At 70.6% G+C, this 16,416-nt stretch carries 12 protein-coding genes; 7 read left to right on the top strand and 5 right to left on the bottom strand.

Annotation, left to right across the window (positions count from 1 at the left end):
- Window positions 1–114: 114 nt before the first annotated feature.
- From ISP_RS22100 to ISP_RS22075, 6 genes are all read left to right on the top strand, one after another.
- Window positions 115–2,712 carry an alpha-glucuronidase family glycosyl hydrolase gene (locus ISP_RS22100; RefSeq protein WP_013225967.1) on the top strand — a complete coding sequence of 866 codons (2,598 nt, stop codon included), beginning with the start codon at window positions 115–117 and terminating at the stop codon, window positions 2,710–2,712.
- 88 nt (window positions 2,713–2,800) lie between these two features.
- Window positions 2,801–3,742, top strand: a complete 942-nt coding sequence (locus tag ISP_RS22095; RefSeq protein WP_013225966.1) for an acyl-ACP desaturase — start codon at window positions 2,801–2,803, stop codon at window positions 3,740–3,742.
- Between the two features lie 240 nt (window positions 3,743–3,982).
- The gene (locus ISP_RS22090) at window positions 3,983–4,747 is read left to right on the top strand and encodes an IclR family transcriptional regulator (RefSeq protein ID WP_200876252.1); all 765 of its coding nucleotides are present in this window, start codon (window positions 3,983–3,985) and stop codon (window positions 4,745–4,747) included.
- A 70-nt stretch (window positions 4,748–4,817) separates the two neighbouring features.
- Window positions 4,818–5,858 carry an aromatic ring-hydroxylating dioxygenase subunit alpha gene (locus tag ISP_RS22085; protein WP_013225964.1) on the top strand — a complete coding sequence of 347 codons (1,041 nt, stop codon included), beginning with the start codon at window positions 4,818–4,820 and terminating at the stop codon, window positions 5,856–5,858.
- On the top strand, window positions 5,855–6,013 hold the full coding sequence (locus ISP_RS22080; protein ID WP_013225963.1) for a hypothetical protein: 159 nt from the start codon (window positions 5,855–5,857) through the stop codon (window positions 6,011–6,013). The genes ISP_RS22085 and ISP_RS22080 overlap by 4 nt, the downstream gene beginning before the upstream one ends.
- Window positions 6,013–6,930, top strand: coding sequence for a PDR/VanB family oxidoreductase (locus tag ISP_RS22075; protein WP_013225962.1), 918 nt, complete (start codon window positions 6,013–6,015; stop codon window positions 6,928–6,930). The genes ISP_RS22080 and ISP_RS22075 overlap by 1 nt, the downstream gene beginning before the upstream one ends.
- A gap of 18 nt (window positions 6,931–6,948) precedes the next feature.
- Here ISP_RS22075 and ISP_RS22070 read toward each other — a convergent pair whose 3' ends face one another.
- Window positions 6,949–10,212, bottom strand: coding sequence for an NACHT domain-containing protein (locus ISP_RS22070; RefSeq protein ID WP_013225961.1), 3,264 nt, complete (start codon window positions 10,210–10,212; stop codon window positions 6,949–6,951).
- 86 nt (window positions 10,213–10,298) lie between these two features.
- On the opposite strand from ISP_RS22070, the gene ISP_RS22065 reads away from it, so the two are divergent.
- Entirely contained in the window at window positions 10,299–11,756 is a 1,458-nt protein-coding gene (locus tag ISP_RS22065; RefSeq protein WP_013225960.1) for a phospholipase D-like domain-containing protein, read from the top strand.
- A gap of 3 nt (window positions 11,757–11,759) precedes the next feature.
- Here the strand turns inward: ISP_RS22065 and ISP_RS22060 are convergent, their stop codons facing one another.
- The 4 genes from ISP_RS22060 to ISP_RS22045 all read right to left on the bottom strand — a co-directional run bounded on the left by ISP_RS22060 (window position 11,760) and on the right by ISP_RS22045 (window position 16,388).
- Window positions 11,760–13,334, bottom strand: coding sequence for a succinic semialdehyde dehydrogenase (locus ISP_RS22060; RefSeq protein WP_013225959.1), 1,575 nt, complete (start codon window positions 13,332–13,334; stop codon window positions 11,760–11,762).
- The gene (locus tag ISP_RS22055; RefSeq protein ID WP_013225958.1) at window positions 13,331–14,956 is read right to left on the bottom strand and encodes a GMC family oxidoreductase; all 1,626 of its coding nucleotides are present in this window, start codon (window positions 14,954–14,956) and stop codon (window positions 13,331–13,333) included. The genes ISP_RS22060 and ISP_RS22055 overlap by 4 nt, the downstream gene beginning before the upstream one ends.
- A gap of 179 nt (window positions 14,957–15,135) precedes the next feature.
- The gene (locus ISP_RS22050; protein ID WP_013225957.1) at window positions 15,136–15,594 is read right to left on the bottom strand and encodes a dihydrofolate reductase; all 459 of its coding nucleotides are present in this window, start codon (window positions 15,592–15,594) and stop codon (window positions 15,136–15,138) included.
- On the bottom strand, window positions 15,591–16,388 hold the full coding sequence (locus ISP_RS22045) for a thymidylate synthase (RefSeq protein ID WP_013225956.1): 798 nt from the start codon (window positions 16,386–16,388) through the stop codon (window positions 15,591–15,593). Before ISP_RS22045 ends, ISP_RS22050 begins: the two co-directional genes overlap by 4 nt.
- Window positions 16,389–16,416: the final 28 nt, after the last annotated feature.

Below are 16,416 nucleotides of genomic sequence, written 5' to 3'. Positions count from 1 at the left end.
GGGCGCCGAAACTTTCGGGAATTCCCTGGTATATCGCCAATTCTTGACAGCGCCGACCCTGCCCGCAATAGTGCGGGAAACGAACTAAATACTCGTGAACACGATGGGGGCACGGTGTCTCTCAGCGACGAGAACGAGCGGAGCCGGCTGCGCCGGCGTTCCTTCCTGATCGGCAGCGGAGCTGCCGTGGCCACCTCGATGTTCGGTGCCCTTCCGGCGCAGGCGAGCCCTCCGAGCGCCTTTCCTGGCGACTACGACGGCTCGGACCTGTGGCTGCGTTACGAACGGGTCGCCGATCCCGGCCTCCTCGCCCGGTACCGGGCCGCGCTCGGGGCGATCGTCGTGGAGAACGCCGGGCGGACCTCGGTCCACCGCCACACGGCGAACCTGAGCATGGCCCCCGGCTCCACCGAGCACTTGGTGCGGAGCACCTTGGAAGCGGCACGGGACGAGCTCGTCCGGGGCCTCGGCGGGCTGCTGGGGCGGCCGGTACCGGTGCCGGGCGGGTTCCCCGACCGCGCGGTGGTCGTGGGCACCCCGGACAGCTCGCCCCTGGTGCGCCGGCTCGTTCCCGCGCGCGACCTGGCGCCACTCGGTACCGACGGCTACCTCATCCGCTCGGTGGCCCGGGGCGGGCACCGGGCCGTCGTCATCGCCGGCAACACCGATCTCGCAGCGCTGTACGGGACCTTCGCCTTCCTCCGCCGTCTCCAGGCTCAGCAACCCGTCACCGGCCTGGACATTTCGTCGGTCCCCCGGATCAACCACCGGTACCTGAACCACTGGGAGACCGAGCGCCTCTACGCCGGGAACAACGCGGCCGGAACCGGCGGGCTGAACGGCGAAACCGGGGCGATCTTCGACTTCACCGCGACCGGCGCGTCCGCCGGGCTGAACTTGCCGGTGATCCTCGACCGGTACCTGGTGGCGGCGCGGGCGATGGCTTCCGTCGGCATCAACGGCCTCACGATCAACAACGTCAACGCCAACAGCTTCTACCTCACCCCGGCCGCCATCGAGCAGGAAGCCGCGCTGGCGGACGCGCTGCGCCCGTACGGGATCAAGCTGGCCGTCTCCATCAACTACGCGGCCCCGACCGACGCCCGGTTCGCGCCCGACACCCTCACGCGGGAACAACTGGATCCCTACAGCGCGCAGTTCCAGGGCTGGTGGACCCGCCGGGCCCGGCAGCTGCAGGCCGCGATCCCCGACTTCCTGGGGTTCACCGTGAAGGCGAACTCCGAGGGCCAGCCGGGTCCCCAGGACCTGGGCTACGACCACGGTGACGGCGCCAACGGGATGGCGGCCGCGGTGGCACCGCTCGGGATGCGGATCTTCTGGCGGACCTTCGTCTACAACGCCGACGTGGACGCGGACCGGCTGAAGCGGGCCTACCTGGAGTTCGGCCCCATCGACGAGGAGCCCCAGCCCGACGGGACAAAGGGCCGGTTCGCCCGGAACGTGTTCCTGCAGACCAAGAACGGCCCGCTCGACTACCAGGCCCGGGAGCCGGCCAACCCGCTCTTCGGCCGGATGGAACACACCAACCAGGCCCTGGAACTGCAGGTCACCCAGGAGTACACCGGGCAGAACACGATGCTGTGCTACCTCGGCCCGCTGTGGGAAGAGGTCCTGAAGTCCGACACGTTCGCCACCGACGAGCACGGCCGGCTGCTGAAGAAGCGCCTGGTGGGCCACGTGGTGGACGGCACGGCCCAGGGCCACCCGGACAGCGCCATCGTCGGCGTGGCCAACTTCGGCAACGCGGACAACCTGACCGGGCACCACTTCGCGCAGGCGAACCTGTACGCCTTCGGCAGGCTGGCGTGGGACTGGACCCTGGACGCCCGCGGCATCGCCGAGGACTGGGTCCGGCTGACGTGGAGCAATCGCGACTTCGCCGTCCGGACCATCGTGGCGATGATGCTGGGCTCCCGGGAGGCGCTGGTGAGCTACCAGACCCCGCTCGGCGTCGCGCACCAGTTCCGGTCCAGCGACCACTACGGCCCCAACCCCGCCGAACGGCTGGCGCGGGACGACTGGAGCCCGGTGTACTACAACCGGGCCGACCGCGCCGGGCTCGGCTACGACCGGTCCCCCACCGGCAGCGGCTTCACCGCGCAGTACTTCCCGGTGCTCGCGGCCCGGTACGCCGACATCGCCACCGTCCCCGAAAACCTGCTGATGTGGTTCCACCACGTGCCGTGGGACCACCGGATGCGCAACGGCCGGATCTTCTGGGACGAACTCGTGTACCGCTACCAGACGGGCGTCCACTACGTGTCGTGGATGCGCCGGGTCTGGGACTCGCTCGAACCGCACGTCGACGCCCGCCGCTTCGCCGAGGTGCGGGCCAAGCTCGCCGCTCACGAAGCCGACGCGGGGGCCTGGCGCGACACCTGCGTGCGCTATTGGCAGGGGTTCAACGGCCTGCCCGTCCCGACCGAGGGGCCGCTCTCGATCGCCATCGTGCTCGGCGGCCGGACGATCGGCGGCTTCGACGCCGGCGCGCCGGCGTCCACCATCCCGGTGGCGGCCGGGACGTCACCGAAAATCACGAAGGTCGTGCCGGCCGATCCCGCCGCGAAGTGCGAAATCCTCGGCCAGGCCGCGGGGGTTCCCGGACGCGCTGTGGTGCGAATCACCGCGACCGGTTTCTTCGGGCCCCTCCTCAAGGACTACGTCTTCGACCTCGTATCCCCCACCCGCTGAGCCCCGGGAACCGCGCGGCGCCCGCGTCCGTTGTCGTATCCTACGGCACCGTAAGTTACGGTTGCGTAGGTACGGAAGGACGTTCCCTATGCCGGTCCCCGAAACCACCCGCCTGCTGCACGAGCTGGAAGGCACGGTCGAAGAGAACCTGAACCGGCACCTCGCCGCCGCCCAGGAGTGGATGCCGCACGAGTACGTCCCTTGGAGCCAGGGGCGCGACTTCGCCGAGCTGGGCGGGGAGGCGTGGGACCCGGAGCAGTCCCGGGTGACCCCGATCGCCCGGACCGCCCTCGAGGTCAACCTGCTCACCGAGGACAACCTGCCCAGCTACCACCGCGAGATCGAGCGCGCCTTCGGCCGCGACGGCGCGTGGGGCACCTGGGTGCACCGGTGGACGGCCGAAGAAGGCCGCCACGGCATCTGCATCCGCGACTACCTGCTGGTCACCCGCGCCGTCGACCCCGTCGAGCTCGAGCGGATGCGGATGGAGACCATGCAGGCGGGCTACGACACCGGCGACAAGCCGCTGCTCAACGTCTGCGCGTACGTCTCGTTCCAGGAGCTGGCGACCCGGCTCTCGCACCGCAACACCGGCCGCTACACCGAGGACCCCCTAGCTGAGCGGCTGCTGGCCCGGGTGTCCACGGACGAGAACCTCCACATGGTCTTCTACCGCAACCTCGTCAAGGCGGCGCTGGAGATCTCGCCCGACGCGATGATGCGCGCGATCACCGACGAGGTGCTGAACTTCGCGATGCCGGGCGCGGTGATCCCGAGCTTCCAGCGCAAGGCGGCGCTGATGGCCAAGGCCGGCATCTACGACCTGCGCATCCACCACGACGACGTCGTCCAGCCGCTGCTGCGGTACTGGAAGGTCTTCGACCTGACCGGCCTCGGCGCGGTCGGCGAAGCCGCGCGGGAGGAACTCGCCACGTTCGTCAAGGGACTCGACACCCAGGCTTCGCGGTTCGAGGAACGCCGCGACGCCACCGCCGCGCGCCGGGCGGCGCGGGGCATAGTGGACCTCTGAGCCGCACCCCGCCGGAGGTCGCCGTGGCCCCTCTCGACGGACCGGCGGGACCTGCGACTCAGCGAGATCGCACCCGGCGCCACCGGGCCGGTACCAGGGCGCGCGGCGAGTCCTGAGGCGTTCCCCCCGACCAGCCGGCGGGGCGGCTGAGCGACATCGTGCGCCAGACCGGACCGTCGGCCGCGCACCGGCGCCGCGCGAGGCATAGTGAACTTCCGAACCCGCCCGCCGGAGGTCGCCGTGCCGCACCGAGGTCGCGTTCCCGGTGCCACCGGGCCGGTACTGGGACGCGCGCTGAAGGTGCTCGAGGCGTTTTCCCCGGATCGGCCGGCGCTGCGGCTGAGCGAGGTCGCACGCCGGACCGGATTGCCGGCCACGACCGCGCACCGGCTGCTGCGGGAGTTCTGCGAGTGGGGTGCGCTGGAGCGCGACGAGACCGGCGTCTACCGGGTCGGGCTGCGGCTGTGGGAGCTCGGCTCGCTCGCCCCGCGGGGTCTGGGCCTGCGGGAACTCGCCCTGCCGTTCCTGGAGGACCTCTCGCAGATCACGCGCGAGAACGTCCAGCTGGCCGTCCGCGAAGGCACCGAAGTGGTGTACATCGAGCGGATCGCCGGGACCGGGGCGGTGCCGGTGCTGACCCGCGTCGGCGGCCGGTTCGCGCTGACCGCGACCGGCGTCGGGCTCGTCCTGCTCGCCCACGCCCCCGCCGAGGTGCAGGAGGACGTCCTCGGCCGCCCGATCGACCGGTACACCAGCGAGACCGTGACCGACCCGGACCGGGTGCGGCACCTGCTGGCCGACGTCCGCACGCACGGGTTCTCCATCAGCGAGCGCCAGGTGACCCTGGACGCGGTGTCGGTCGGCGCGCCGATCCACGACGCGCGGGGCCGGGTGGTGGCCGCGGTGTCGCTGGTCGTGCGGTACGGGAGCGTGTCACCGCACGCGCTGGCCCCGCTGGTGATGACCAGCGCACGGGCCATCTCGCGCGCACTTTCCATCTTATGAAATAGCCCTTCGTGGTGCCCGGGCCGTTCCCTCAGGCTGTGACCCGGCCCACCACGAAAGGACGACCCCGATGAGCGCCATCCCCCGCGACCAGTGGTACGTCGCCGCCTACGGCTCCGAGATCGGCGCCGAGCTGTTCGGCCGGACGATCTGCGGCGAGCCGATCCTGTTCTGGCGGACCCGCGACGGGAGCGTCACCGCGATGGCCGACCGGTGCGTGCACCGGCGGTTCCCGTTGTCGCAGGCGCCTTCCCGGCTCGTCGACGACCAGGTCGTGTGCGGCTACCACGGGTTCACCTACGGCGTGGACGGCAAGTGCGTGGCCGTGCCCGGGCAGACCCGGGTGCCGCGGACCGCGCGGCTGACGCACTACCCCGTGGTGGAGCAGGACTCCTTCGTCTGGGTGTTCATCGGCGACCCGGCGAAGGCCGACGCGGCCGCGATCCCCCACGCGCCCTGGCTCGCCTCGCCGGACTACACCACGGTCTGCGGGCTGGAGCCGCTGAAGGCGCGGTTCTCGCTGCTGGTGGACAACCTGCTGGACCTGTCCCACGAGACCTACCTGCACGGCGGCTACATCGGCACCCCGGAGGTCGCCGAAACGCCGATCACGACCGAGGTCGACGAGGAAGCCGGCATCGTCTACGTCTCGCGGCACATGGCCGACGCGGCGTGCCCGCCCTTCTACGCCAAGTCGACCGGCCTGGAGGGCCGCATCTCGCGCTGGCAGGACATCGAGTACACCCCGCCGTGCCTGTACAAGCTGCACAGCCGCATCGCGCCGGTCGGGTCCGTGCCGAACCCGGACGGCAGCGACCCGGACGGCTTCCACGTCGAGGTCGTCTACGCGATCACGCCCGAGACCGAGCACTCCACGCACGACTTCTGGGCCGTGGCAAGGGATTTCGCGCTCGACGACGAAGGCGTGTCGGCGTTCCTGGCGGAGAACAACCGCACGGTGGTGCTGCAGGACGTCGAAGCCCTCGACGTCCTCGAGCGGGTGATCGCCACCGAACCGGACGGGTACCAGGAGCTGTCGATCAACATCGACACCGGCGGCCTGGCGGCCCGCCGGATGCTGCAGCGGCTGGCTGCGCCGGTGACGTCGTGAACCAGCCGATGCTCAGCGGCGACCGCGTCTACCGGATCCACTGGGTGCTCGGCACCGACCGGTTGCGCGCGGTCTGCCACTGCGGCGCCGAGCGCGAGTTCGAAGACCCCGTGCAGCTGTGGGACTGGCTGCTCGCCCACCCCGAAGGACACTGATGACCCTCGAACTCCTGGTGGACCGCAAGGAAAAGCTCGCCGACGGCGTCGTCCGGCTGACGCTCCGCGCGCCTGGAGGGGGTTTGCTGCCGCCGTGGGAGCCGGGCGCGCACATCGATCTGGTGCTGCCGGGCGGCGCGCGGCAGTACTCGCTGTGCGGCGATCCCGCGGACAGGTCGGCGTACGTCGTGGCGGTGCTGCGGGAGGCCGACGGCCGCGGCGGCTCGGCGTACGTGCACGACTCGCTGGCCGACGGGGACCTTCTTCAGGTGGACGGGCCACGCAACCACTTCACGCTGGTGGACGCCGAGCGCTACCTGTTCATCGCGGGTGGCATCGGCATCACGCCGATCCTGCCGATGCTCGACCAGGTCACCGCGGCCGGCCGCGACTGGCAGCTCGTGTACGGCGGCCGGACGCGCGCGTCGATGGCGTTCACGGAGGAGCTGACCCGCCACGGTGACCGGGTTTTGTTCCGGCCCCAGGACGAACACGGCCTGCTCGACCTCCCGACGCTGCTGGCCGCGGCCCAGCCCGGCACGGCGGTGTACTGCTGCGGCCCGGAACCGCTGCTGGCCGCGGTGGAGGCGCTCGAACCGGCGGACCTGCACGTCGAGCGCTTCACCGCCCGGTTGGACGAAAGTCCGCGGGCGGCCTTCGAGGTCGAGCTGGCCGGGTCGGGGCGGGTGCTGCCGGTGCCCGCGGACCGGTCGATCCTGGAGGTGGTCGAGGAAGCCGGGGTGACGGTGCTGTCGTCGTGCCGGGAGGGCACGTGCGGCACCTGCGAGACGGGTGTCCTCGGCGGGACCCCGGACCACCGCGACTCGGTGCTGACCGCGGATGAGCGGCTGGAGAACGAGGTGATGATGCTGTGTGTGTCGCGCGCCTGCTCGCCGCGGCTCGTGCTCGACCTCTGACGGAGGCGCGGCCGCGCTTCAACCCCGCCGCACCTCGATTCCCGGGCCTGCGTTGACGATTCGGCGCCGGTCGGGATAGGCCCGAACGGTCAGCCGGGCATCGCCCAGTCCGGAGAGGTCGATATCCCCTCGGCCACCAGGAGAAGAAATGATCTCCAAGGTGGCGAGCTGGTTCATCCGGGCGATCTGCGCCCACCAGCTCGGGTTGACCGGCGCCAATAACTCGAGAGTTCGAAGTCCTCTCACGGTGGAAAGCGGAGTGAGGTCTTCGACTTGGCAGCGGCGGATGGACAGCCTCTCCAAGGCGGGAAAGCGCGAGAGTTCGCCGAGTTCGCCGAGTGGGCGAACATCCAGAAATCCCACCCAATCGAGCGCGGGGGCAACCTTGGCCAGTTGACGCAAACCGCCCTGGATGCCCAGCCCCACCCCCTCGGGAGTTCTCCCGATATCCAGCGATCGAAGAGCGGCCAAATTGCGAAGGAAGCCAAAGTCTGCCCCGTCAGGATAGTGGTAAAGATTCAACGAGGTCAGTGCCCTCAGGTCGCCGAGCGCGGAGAAGTCGTTCACCTCGTTGAGCCGACTGATGGCCAATGAGACCAAACTCTTCATGGGCTGAAAAACCCCGAGGTCTGTTTGCGACCCTACCCCGGGCAAGAAGTACAGGTGTCTCAGGCTCGGGACACCAAGGAGCGGATGAGGATCGATCGCACCACGAGACACCAGAAACAACGATTCCAGGTCGGTGCACCGCGTCAGCGGAGTAAGATCTTCGAAGCCACCACTCAGATGAGCATCACGCAAGCACGGCAACCGCGTGAGCACTTCGAGGTCCGCGATGTCGCTGAGAGCGATGTTCAGGTCGCTCAGGCGGCGAAGTTTGGGTACTGCAGGCAGGAGCGCCTGGTCTTCGATCCGCAGGTGCCCGTCCAGCAACGGCGCGTCGGCGAGGACGCGTGCGGCGTACTCGTCGGGATCGAAGTAGCGCCAGGCCGCGATCAGCTCCCTTTGCACACCCGGCCTCGGGTCGCCGCTGAACTTCTCGAGCACCGGCCACGCTTCCGGGCCGTTGATCAACGCTGCGGTCCGCACGGTGGCCGCGGCCGCGGCCTCCGATAGATCCGCGGGCGTGTCGAGGAGCCGGGGCAGCAGCACTTCACCGCCGGCGGCCAGGGACCGGGCCTCGGCCTTCCCCCGAGGCGGGATCAGCGCGGCCAGTGCACTTTCCATGCGCTCGGCAAGCTCGACCGTCAGGGCCGGCGCGGACTCCGTCGCCGCCGCGGCGAGGAGCCGGAGCTTCCGCCGGGTTCTCGGTTCCGCGTCGGCCCGGTCGAACAGGCCCGTGAACAGTTGTTCGCGCAGCGGCGCGTTGGCCAGGCCCGCGGCCATCACGACGATGTCCCGCCACTGGTCCAGGTGCGCGTTTTGCACCAGCAGGCCGACATCCCCCTGGTCCGCGGCCTCCTCCGCGGTCAGGAACTCCTGGAACGTGCGGTGCACGAAGTCGATCCGGCCCGGTGTCGGCTCACGGACGATCCCGCTCCGCTGCAGGAGGTGCTCGAGCACGCGATCGGCGTCGTGGCCGACCCTCGGCACGGTCGCGAGGCGTTCGGCGAGGCGCCTGAGGGCCTCCTCCCTGCTCAACTCGGACCGGCCGTTCACCGACAGGCGCCAGGCCAGGTGCCGGAGCAGCTGGCGGCTTTCCTGGTGACCGATTTTCAGCGAAGCGGGGACGCGCCGCTCGGCATCGCGCCGCTCCAGCAGCATGGACAACGCGGTGACGTAGAGCTCGAGCCGGTTGCGCGGGAGGAACGAGGCACGGTCCAGGTTCAGGGCGCACAACATGGCGCACAACAGCGGCGTCGTCGCGAGGGCCCTCAGGTGGGCGTTGCCGTCCAGGCGGCTGAGCAGGACACCCTCGTAGCGGGGAAGATCCTCCTCGGCACACGGCATGCTTCCCGCATCGCGCACCGCCTTGTGCCAGTGACGGACAAGGGCGCGTACGTCGGCCTGGCTCATGTGCTCGATCCAGGCGGAACTGAACCCTTCCGCGCTCAGCCACGTCTCGGCCGCCGCGGCCGGCCGTGACGTGAGGACGAGCCTGCTTTCGGGAAAGGCCTGGCACAGGTCTTTGAGCCACGCCCGGACCGCCCCTCGCTCGTCGGCGGTGAGTTCGTCGACGCCGTCGACGAGGACGAGCGCCCGTCCCGACGCGAGCTGGCGATGGACGTAGGCCGACGGCATCAGGGCGGTCAGGGCTTGCGCCGTCCCGTCGAGGAACTCCTCGGGCGAGGGCAGCCGCCGGCCGGAGTAGCTGCGCAACTTGATCAGGAACGGAACGTACCCGTTGAGGCCGGCCAGCTCGTCGCGGAACGTCCCTCGCGCGGCGTTGACCGCGAGCCAGCGCAGGAGGGTCGACTTGCCCGAACCGGCTTCGCCGCGGATCAGGATGCGGGCGGACGTCGCCAGCGCTTGCTCGGCCCGCACGGATCCGTCCTGGCCGCGCCCCGCGTCGGCCCGCCACGAGAGCATCTCGTGGGCCGGTCCGCGCAGGTCCGCGCCGGCGCCGCGGACGGTCAAGCTCACGTAGGCCACGCTCAACGTCGTCCGGGGACGGTAGCTGCGGGTATCCACCCCGAACAGCTCGAGGTCGTCCAGGGTTTCGCTGATCTGGCGCAGGTACCGCGAACGGAAGGCCGTGTCCGACGCGGTGCCGCCGGGAGCCATCAGGGAGGGCGCCGGCAGCCGGTTGAGAACTCGTTCGAGCTGCTCGGCCAACCCCGAGACCCGGCCGAGCAGCTCCGCACCGGCCCTGGCCGCGAACGGAGTCAAGTGCACGACGAGGCGGACGTAGTAGCCGCAGCACTCTTCGAGGACCCGGCGGTGGAACCACGTACCGGCCTCGCCGAGACCGGCGCGTTCCGCCGCGGCCGGCAGGGTGGCGCGAAGGCGGGCGGCGAGCTTGGCCGCGTCGACGTCGACCTCGAACAAGTCGGCGTCGGCCAGGTTCGCCCGTTCGAAGGCGGCGGCGACCTCGGCCAGCGCCGCGGACCGCTCCCCGTCGTCGAGGTCCGGGACTTCCTGACGGCACACCAGCAGCAGCCGCTCCGACACCACGTCGACCAGTGCCTCGATCTCCCGGTCGAAGCGCCTGCGGGAAAAGCCGCCGCCCATCCGGACCTGCACCAGCTCCGCCAGCGAACTCTGCCGTTCGAGCTCACTCTTGCGGCTGGTGAGCCAGGACTTCACGGCCGAGTTCACGACCGCCGTGCCCACCTTCAGCACCAAAGGCTCCATGCAGGTCGAGTCGCGATCGCCTCACGCACCGTTACTGCACGGCGGGCCGGGCCGATCTGTAGTGATATGGGCGGGTGCAGACCTTCAACTCCTTCGTGGACAAGATGGACGAGCGGGTGGGCGACGGGCTCGAGCGGGTCCTGTGTGCTCACCACCGCCGGCGGCTGCGCGGGCTCGGCTGGGGTGCCGTTCTCGACTCCGCCGGGGCGCAGGACCCGCTCGGCGGCCGGGCTCCGGTGCGCGACGGCAACCGCGTCGAGGTGCTGATCGACGGCGAAGAGTCGCTGCCGGCCGTCGCCGAGGCCATCCGGGGGGCGAAGTCGTACGTGCACATCGCCAACTGGCACGCCAGCGCCGACTTCCGGCTGACGCGGGAGCCCGGCTCGCCCACCCTGCGTGAACTGCTGGCCGAGGTCGCCGGGCGGGGGGTCGAGGTGCGGGTGCTGCTGTGGGCGGGGCCGCCCTTTCCCGCGTTCCAGCCGTCGCGGAAGCTGGCGCGGTCCGAACGGCGGAAGTTCACCGAGGGCACCGACGTGCGCTGCGTGCTGGACGCCCGCGAGCGGACCCTGCACTGCCACCACGAGAAGCTGGTGATCGTCGACGACGCCGTCGCGTTCGTCGGCGGGGTGGACCTCACCGCGCTGGAGGGCGACCGGCACGACAGCCCGGACCACCCGCCGCGGCCGATCGGGTGGCACGACCTGATGGCCCGGCTCGACGGCCCGGTGGTCGCCGACGTCGCCGATCACTTCCGCCGGCGGTGGACCGAGGTGGCGGGCGAGGACCTGCCGGCGCCCACGGTGCCGGACCCGGTCGGCGGCAGCCGCGTCCAGCTCCTGCGGACGGTGCCGAACGACACCTACGACTTCCTGCCGAAGGGCGAGTTCACCGTCCTCGACGGCTACCTGCGCGCGCTGCGCTCGGCGCAGCGGCTGATCTACCTGGAGAACCAGTTCCTGTGGTCGCCGGAGATCGCCGAGGTGCTGCTCGACAAGCTGCTGAACCCGCCGCACGAGGCGTTCCGCGTGGTCCTGCTGCTGCCGCGCAAGCCGAGCAACGGCTCGGACACCACGCGCGGCCAGCTGGGCCGGCTGCTCGACGCCGACGACGGCCACCACCGCCTGCTGGCCACGACGATCAGCGCCCACGACGGCGGTTCGGCCGCCCCGGTGTACGTCCACGCGAAGCTCGGCATCGTGGACGACTCGTGGCTCACCGTGGGCTCGGCGAACCTGAACGAGCATTCGCTGTTCAACGACACCGAGGTGAACATCGCGACCGACGACCCGGAGGTGGTCCGGGCCACCCGGCTGCGGTTGTGGGCCGAGCACCTCGGGCATCCGGTGGCGGAGCTGGCAGACCGGGACCCGGCGGACATCGTGGACAACCTGTGGCGGCCGCTGGCCGAGGAGCAGGCCGAGCGGGAACGCCGGGGTGAGCGGCGGACCCACCGGCTGGTGCTGCTGCCGGGCGCCTCGCGCCGGGCGGCCCGGCTCCAGGGGCCGTTGCGGGGGCTGCTCGTGGACGGCTGAGCGCTACCGGATCCGCAGCTTCCGCATCAGCTTCAGCCCGGAAAGCATGCTCTCGACGTACTTCTCGTACCCCTGCCCCGGCCGCGGCCCCATCACCTGCTTCTTCAGCACGGCCAGGTTCTGCACGTCCGTGTACTTCAGCAGCCCCTGATCGCCGTGCCGGGCGCCGACGCCGGAGTTCTTCACCCCGCCCGACGGCGTTCCCTTGGCCGCGTACGCGGTCGCGAGGATGTCGTTCACGTTCACGTTGCCGGACTCGATCCGGGCCGCCACCGCGCGCGCCGCGGTGACGTCGGTGCTCCAGACCGAGGCGTTGAGGCCGTAGTCCGTGTCGTTGGCCAGCGCCACCGCTTCGTCGACGGTGCGGTACTTGTGCAGCGCCACCACCGGGCCGAACGTCTCGGTCACGCCGCAGAGCATGTCCGGCGTGACGCCCTCGAGGATCGTCGGCTCGAAGAACGCCGGGCCGAGGTCGGGTCGGGGCTTGCCGCCGCAGAGAACGGTGGCGCCCTTGGCGACCGCATCGTCCACATGGGACTTGACGCGGCGCATGTGGTCGACCGAGACCAGCGAACCCATGTCGGGGCCGAAGTCGTACGCCGCGCGGACGTCGAGGGCCGAGGCCGCCGCCACGAACGCCGTCTTGAACTCCTCGTACCGGGATTCCGGCAGGTAGATCCGCTCGATGTGCATGCAGATCTGACCGGTGTTGCCGAACGCGCCGAAGATCGCACCCTGGACGGCCTCGGCAAAATCGGCGTCTTCCAGCACGATCATCGGGTTCTTCCCGCCGAGCTCGAGGCAGCAGCCGATGAGGTTGCGGCCCGCGCGCTCGCCGATCACCCGGCCGGTCGCCGTGGAACCGGTGAACATCACGTAGTCGGCGTGGTCGATCAGCGTGGGGCCGACGTCCGGGCCCTCGCCGCACACCACCTGGAACAGCCCTTCCGGCAGCCCCGCCTGCTCCAGCAGCCGGACGCCGTAGAGCGGCGACAGCGCGGTCTTGTTGTCGGGCTTCAGCACCACCGCGTTGCCGGCCATCAACGCCGGGATCGCGTCGGAAACCCCGGTGGCGAACGGGAAGTTCCACGGCGCGATGATCCCGACGACCCCCTTGGGCAGCCGGACTTCGGTCGACGTCGTCAGCATCGGGACCGGGCCGCCGCGCTTCGTCGGCGCCAGCAGCTTCGCGGCCCGCTTCAGGTAGTGGCTCATCACCATCGGCGGGTCGCAGGTCTCTTCGATCGCCATCCGCCGGTTCTTGCCGCTCTCGACCTGGATGAGGTCGGCGACGGTCCGCGCGTGCTCGACGAACAGCGCGTGCGCCCGCCGGAACACCGCCAGCCGCTCCTTCACCGGCGTGGCCGCCCACTTCCGCTGGGCCTCGCGCGCGACGGCGAACGCCCGCTCGATGTCCTCGGGCGGCGACTGCGGCAGCTCGACGAGCACGTCGCCGGTGTAGACCTCGGTGAGCTTCCAGGTCGCGCCGGACGAGCCGGGCACCCGGGCCACGAGCTGCTCCAGGAAGGCGTCGGTGACCGACGCCGGACGGGTGAGTTCGAGCGGGGTGAGCGTCATGACCGGCTCCCGAGGACGAGCTGGGCGCCCATTTCCCCGATCATGATGCAGGGCGCGTTGGTGTTGCCGCCGGTGATCGACGGCATGATCGAAGCGTCGCAGACCCGCAGGCCCTCGACCCCGCGCACGCGCAGGTCGGGGCCGACGACGGCGAGCTCGTCGACACCCATCCGGCAGGTGCCGACACCGTGGTAGACCGACGTCGCACGGTTGAGGATGGCGTCGCGCAGCTGCTGGCCCGTGAGGTCCTTGCCCGGGTGGATCTCTTCCTTGACCGCGCCCTTGAACGCCTTGGACGCGAAGATCTCGCGCACCATTTCCGAGCCTTCGCCGAGCAGCTCGAGGTCGGCCGGATCGGACAGGTACTGGAAGTCGATGACCGGGGCCGCTGCGGGATCGGCCGAGGCGAGGCGCAGCGTGCCGCGGCTCTTGGGGTAGATGAGCGTCGTCAGCACGGTGAGCGCCGGGCGCTTGTCGACGTCGTGCCGGATCGGCGCGTCCTGGTTGGGCGAGACGTAGGCCCACGGCAGGAGGTGCAGCTGCAAGTCGGGGATCGCCCCGGCCTGCGAGGTCCGCAGGAACGCGACCGCCTCGAAGACCGAGTTCGCCAGGAACGTGGTGCCGGGGCGCAGCAGCTCCCGGGCCAGCCCGCGGGCGAAGTACGGCGCCGTGCCCTTGTTCTTGCTGGTGGTCACGTGGAATGTGAGGGCGTGGAACATGTGGTCGTGCATGTTGTCGCCGACGGGCAGGTCGGCGACGACGTCGATGCCGTGTTCCTTGAGGTGCTCGGCGTGGCCGATGCCGGAGAGCATGAGCAGCTGCGCGGAGCCGATGACGCCGGCGGAGAGGATGACCTCCTTGCCGGCCCGGATGGTGCGCCGGCGGCGCCCGTCGACGACCTCGACGCCGACGGCGCGGCCGTTCTCGATGAGCACCTTCTCGACCAGCACCCCGGACTGCAGCTGCAAGTTCGGGGGCGCGTGGTGGAGGTAGCCGCGCGAGGCGCTGTAGCGCAGGCCGTCGGCGGCGTTCTGCTGCATCCGGCTGACGCCTTCTTGGGACTCGGCGTTGTAGTCGTCGAGGATCTTGCAGCCGAGCGCGTCGGCGGTGGCGTCGACGAACTGCAGCGAGCCTTCCTGAGGGTTCTTCGCGCGGGTGACCCGGATCGGCCCGCCCGCGCCGCGGAAGGCGTTCTCGCCGTCTTCGAAGTCCTCCATGCGCTTGTAGGCCGCGTTGACGCTGTCGGCGTCCCAGCCGGTGTTGCCTTCGGCGGCCCAGGAGTCGAAGTTGGCGCGGTTGCCGCGGACGTAGACCATGCCGTTGATGGAGCTCGAGCCGCCGACGACCCGGCCGCGCGGCACCGGCATCCGCCGATCGAGAACGTGTTTCTGCGGAATGCCGTAGTAGCCCCAGTCGAGCGGCTTCTTGAGCTGCGGCACGGCGTGCATCGGCCCGACGAGCCCGGGTTTCTTGATGAGCAGCTGCGCATCGCTCGTCCCGGCTTCCAGGACGATCACGCTGGCCCCGGCCTGGGCGAGCCGGCCCGCGATCGCCGCGCCCGAGCTCCCCGACCCGACGACGACGTAGTCGGCCTCGTCGCCGCGCGCCGCCCTGTTCGCCATACTCGCTCCTCGGTACGACCGGCCACTAGAACTATAACCTGTTCTAGTTCGCGCCAACCGTATAGCGCCGACCCCGGAGAGCGCAACGGCCCGCACCGGCAAGCGCAGTGAATGACTCATTCCTGGCGTCGGACGCCAGGAATGAGTCATTCACTGCGGCCGGACCGGCGGAGCGGGCCTCAGCCCCAGGTCAGGAAGCGGTAGTGCAGCCCGGCCGAGGACTCCAGCCACTCCCCCACGGAGTCCGCCGGCCGCCCGACCTCCGGCGCGTACGTGTCCCCCTCGAAGGACTCCCGGATCTCCGTGACCACGATCCGGTCCGCGAACGGCAGCGCCGCCCGGTACACCGCCGCGCCGCCGATCACCCACCGGTCGCCGGGCACCGCGGCGAGCGCCGACGGCAGGTCCGCGAACGTCTCGGCGCCCTCCTGCGGGGTCCCCGAGAGCACGAGGTTGCGCCGCCCCGGCAGCGGCCGGAAGCGCGGCGGCAGCGACTCCCACGTGCGGCGGCCCATCACCACCGCCGCCCCCGCGGTCAGCTCCTTGAAGTGCCGCAGGTCCTCCGGCAGGTGCCAGGGCAGCTCGCCGTCCCGTCCGATGACCCCGTTCGCCGCCTGCGCCCAGACCAGCCCGATCACACCGCCACCGGTGCCTTGATGCCCGGGTGCGGGTCGTAACCCTCGACCGAAAAGTGCTCGTAGGTGTACTCGAACAGGCTGTCGGCCGGCTTCAGCCCCAGCGTGGGGAAGGGCCGCGCCTCGCGGGCCAGCTGCGTGCGGACCTGGTCGACGTGGTTGTCGTAGATGTGGCAGTCGCCGCCGGTCCAGATGAAGTCGCCGACGCCGAGGCCGACCTGGGCGGCGATCAGGTGCGTCAGCAGCGCGTAGCTCGCGATGTTGAACGGCACGCCGAGGAACAGGTCCGCGCTGCGCTGGTACAGCTGGCAGGACAGCTTGCCGTCGGCGACGTGGAACTGGAAGAACGCGTGGCACGGCGGCAGCGCCATGCGCGGGATGTCGGCGACGTTCCACGCCGACACGATGATCCGCCGCGAGTCCGGGTTCTCACGCAGCGTGCGCAGGACCTCGGCGATCTGGTCGACGTGTCCGCCGTCCGGGGTCGGCCACGAACGCCACTGCACGCCGTAGACCGGGCCCAGGTCACCGTCTTCGGCCGCCCACTCGTCCCAGATCGTGACGCCGTGTTCGCGCAGCCACGAGACGTTCGCGTCGCCGCGCAGGAACCACAGCAGCTCGTAGGCGATCGAACGGAAGTGGACTTTCTTCGTGGTGATCAGCGGAAAGCCCTCGGACAGGCGGTAGCGCAGCTGATGCCCGAAGATCGACCGCGTGCCCGTGCCGGTACGGTCGCCCTTGCGGGCGCCCGTGTCGAGGACATGGCGGAGGAGGTCTTCGTACTGCGTGTCCGGCATGCCCGGAGCCTAGCCATGCCGCTGACTC

The sequence above is a fragment of the Amycolatopsis mediterranei genome (assembly GCF_026017845.1).
GTDB classification, from domain to species: domain Bacteria; phylum Actinomycetota; class Actinomycetes; order Mycobacteriales; family Pseudonocardiaceae; genus Amycolatopsis; species Amycolatopsis mediterranei.
Note: the sequence above shows the minus strand (reverse complement) of the source record. Positions and strands in the feature narration are given on the sequence as shown.

What these genes read in the sequence shown, in the direction of transcription:
- ISP_RS22095 (WP_013225966.1), top strand. Translation starts at nt 2,801, where the DNA reads ATGCCGGTCCCCGAAACCACCCGCCTGCTGCACGAGCTGGAAGGCACG.
- ISP_RS22085 (WP_013225964.1), top strand. Translation starts at nt 4,818, where the DNA reads ATGAGCGCCATCCCCCGCGACCAGTGGTACGTCGCCGCCTACGGCTCC.
- ISP_RS22075 (WP_013225962.1), top strand. Translation starts at nt 6,013, where the DNA reads ATGACCCTCGAACTCCTGGTGGACCGCAAGGAAAAGCTCGCCGACGGC.
- ISP_RS22060 (WP_013225959.1), bottom strand. Translation starts at nt 13,334, where the DNA reads ATGACGCTCACCCCGCTCGAACTCACCCGTCCGGCGTCGGTCACCGAC.
- ISP_RS22055 (WP_013225958.1), bottom strand. Translation starts at nt 14,956, where the DNA reads ATGGCGAACAGGGCGGCGCGCGGCGACGAGGCCGACTACGTCGTCGTC.
- ISP_RS22045 (WP_013225956.1), bottom strand. Translation starts at nt 16,388, where the DNA reads ATGCCGGACACGCAGTACGAAGACCTCCTCCGCCATGTCCTCGACACG.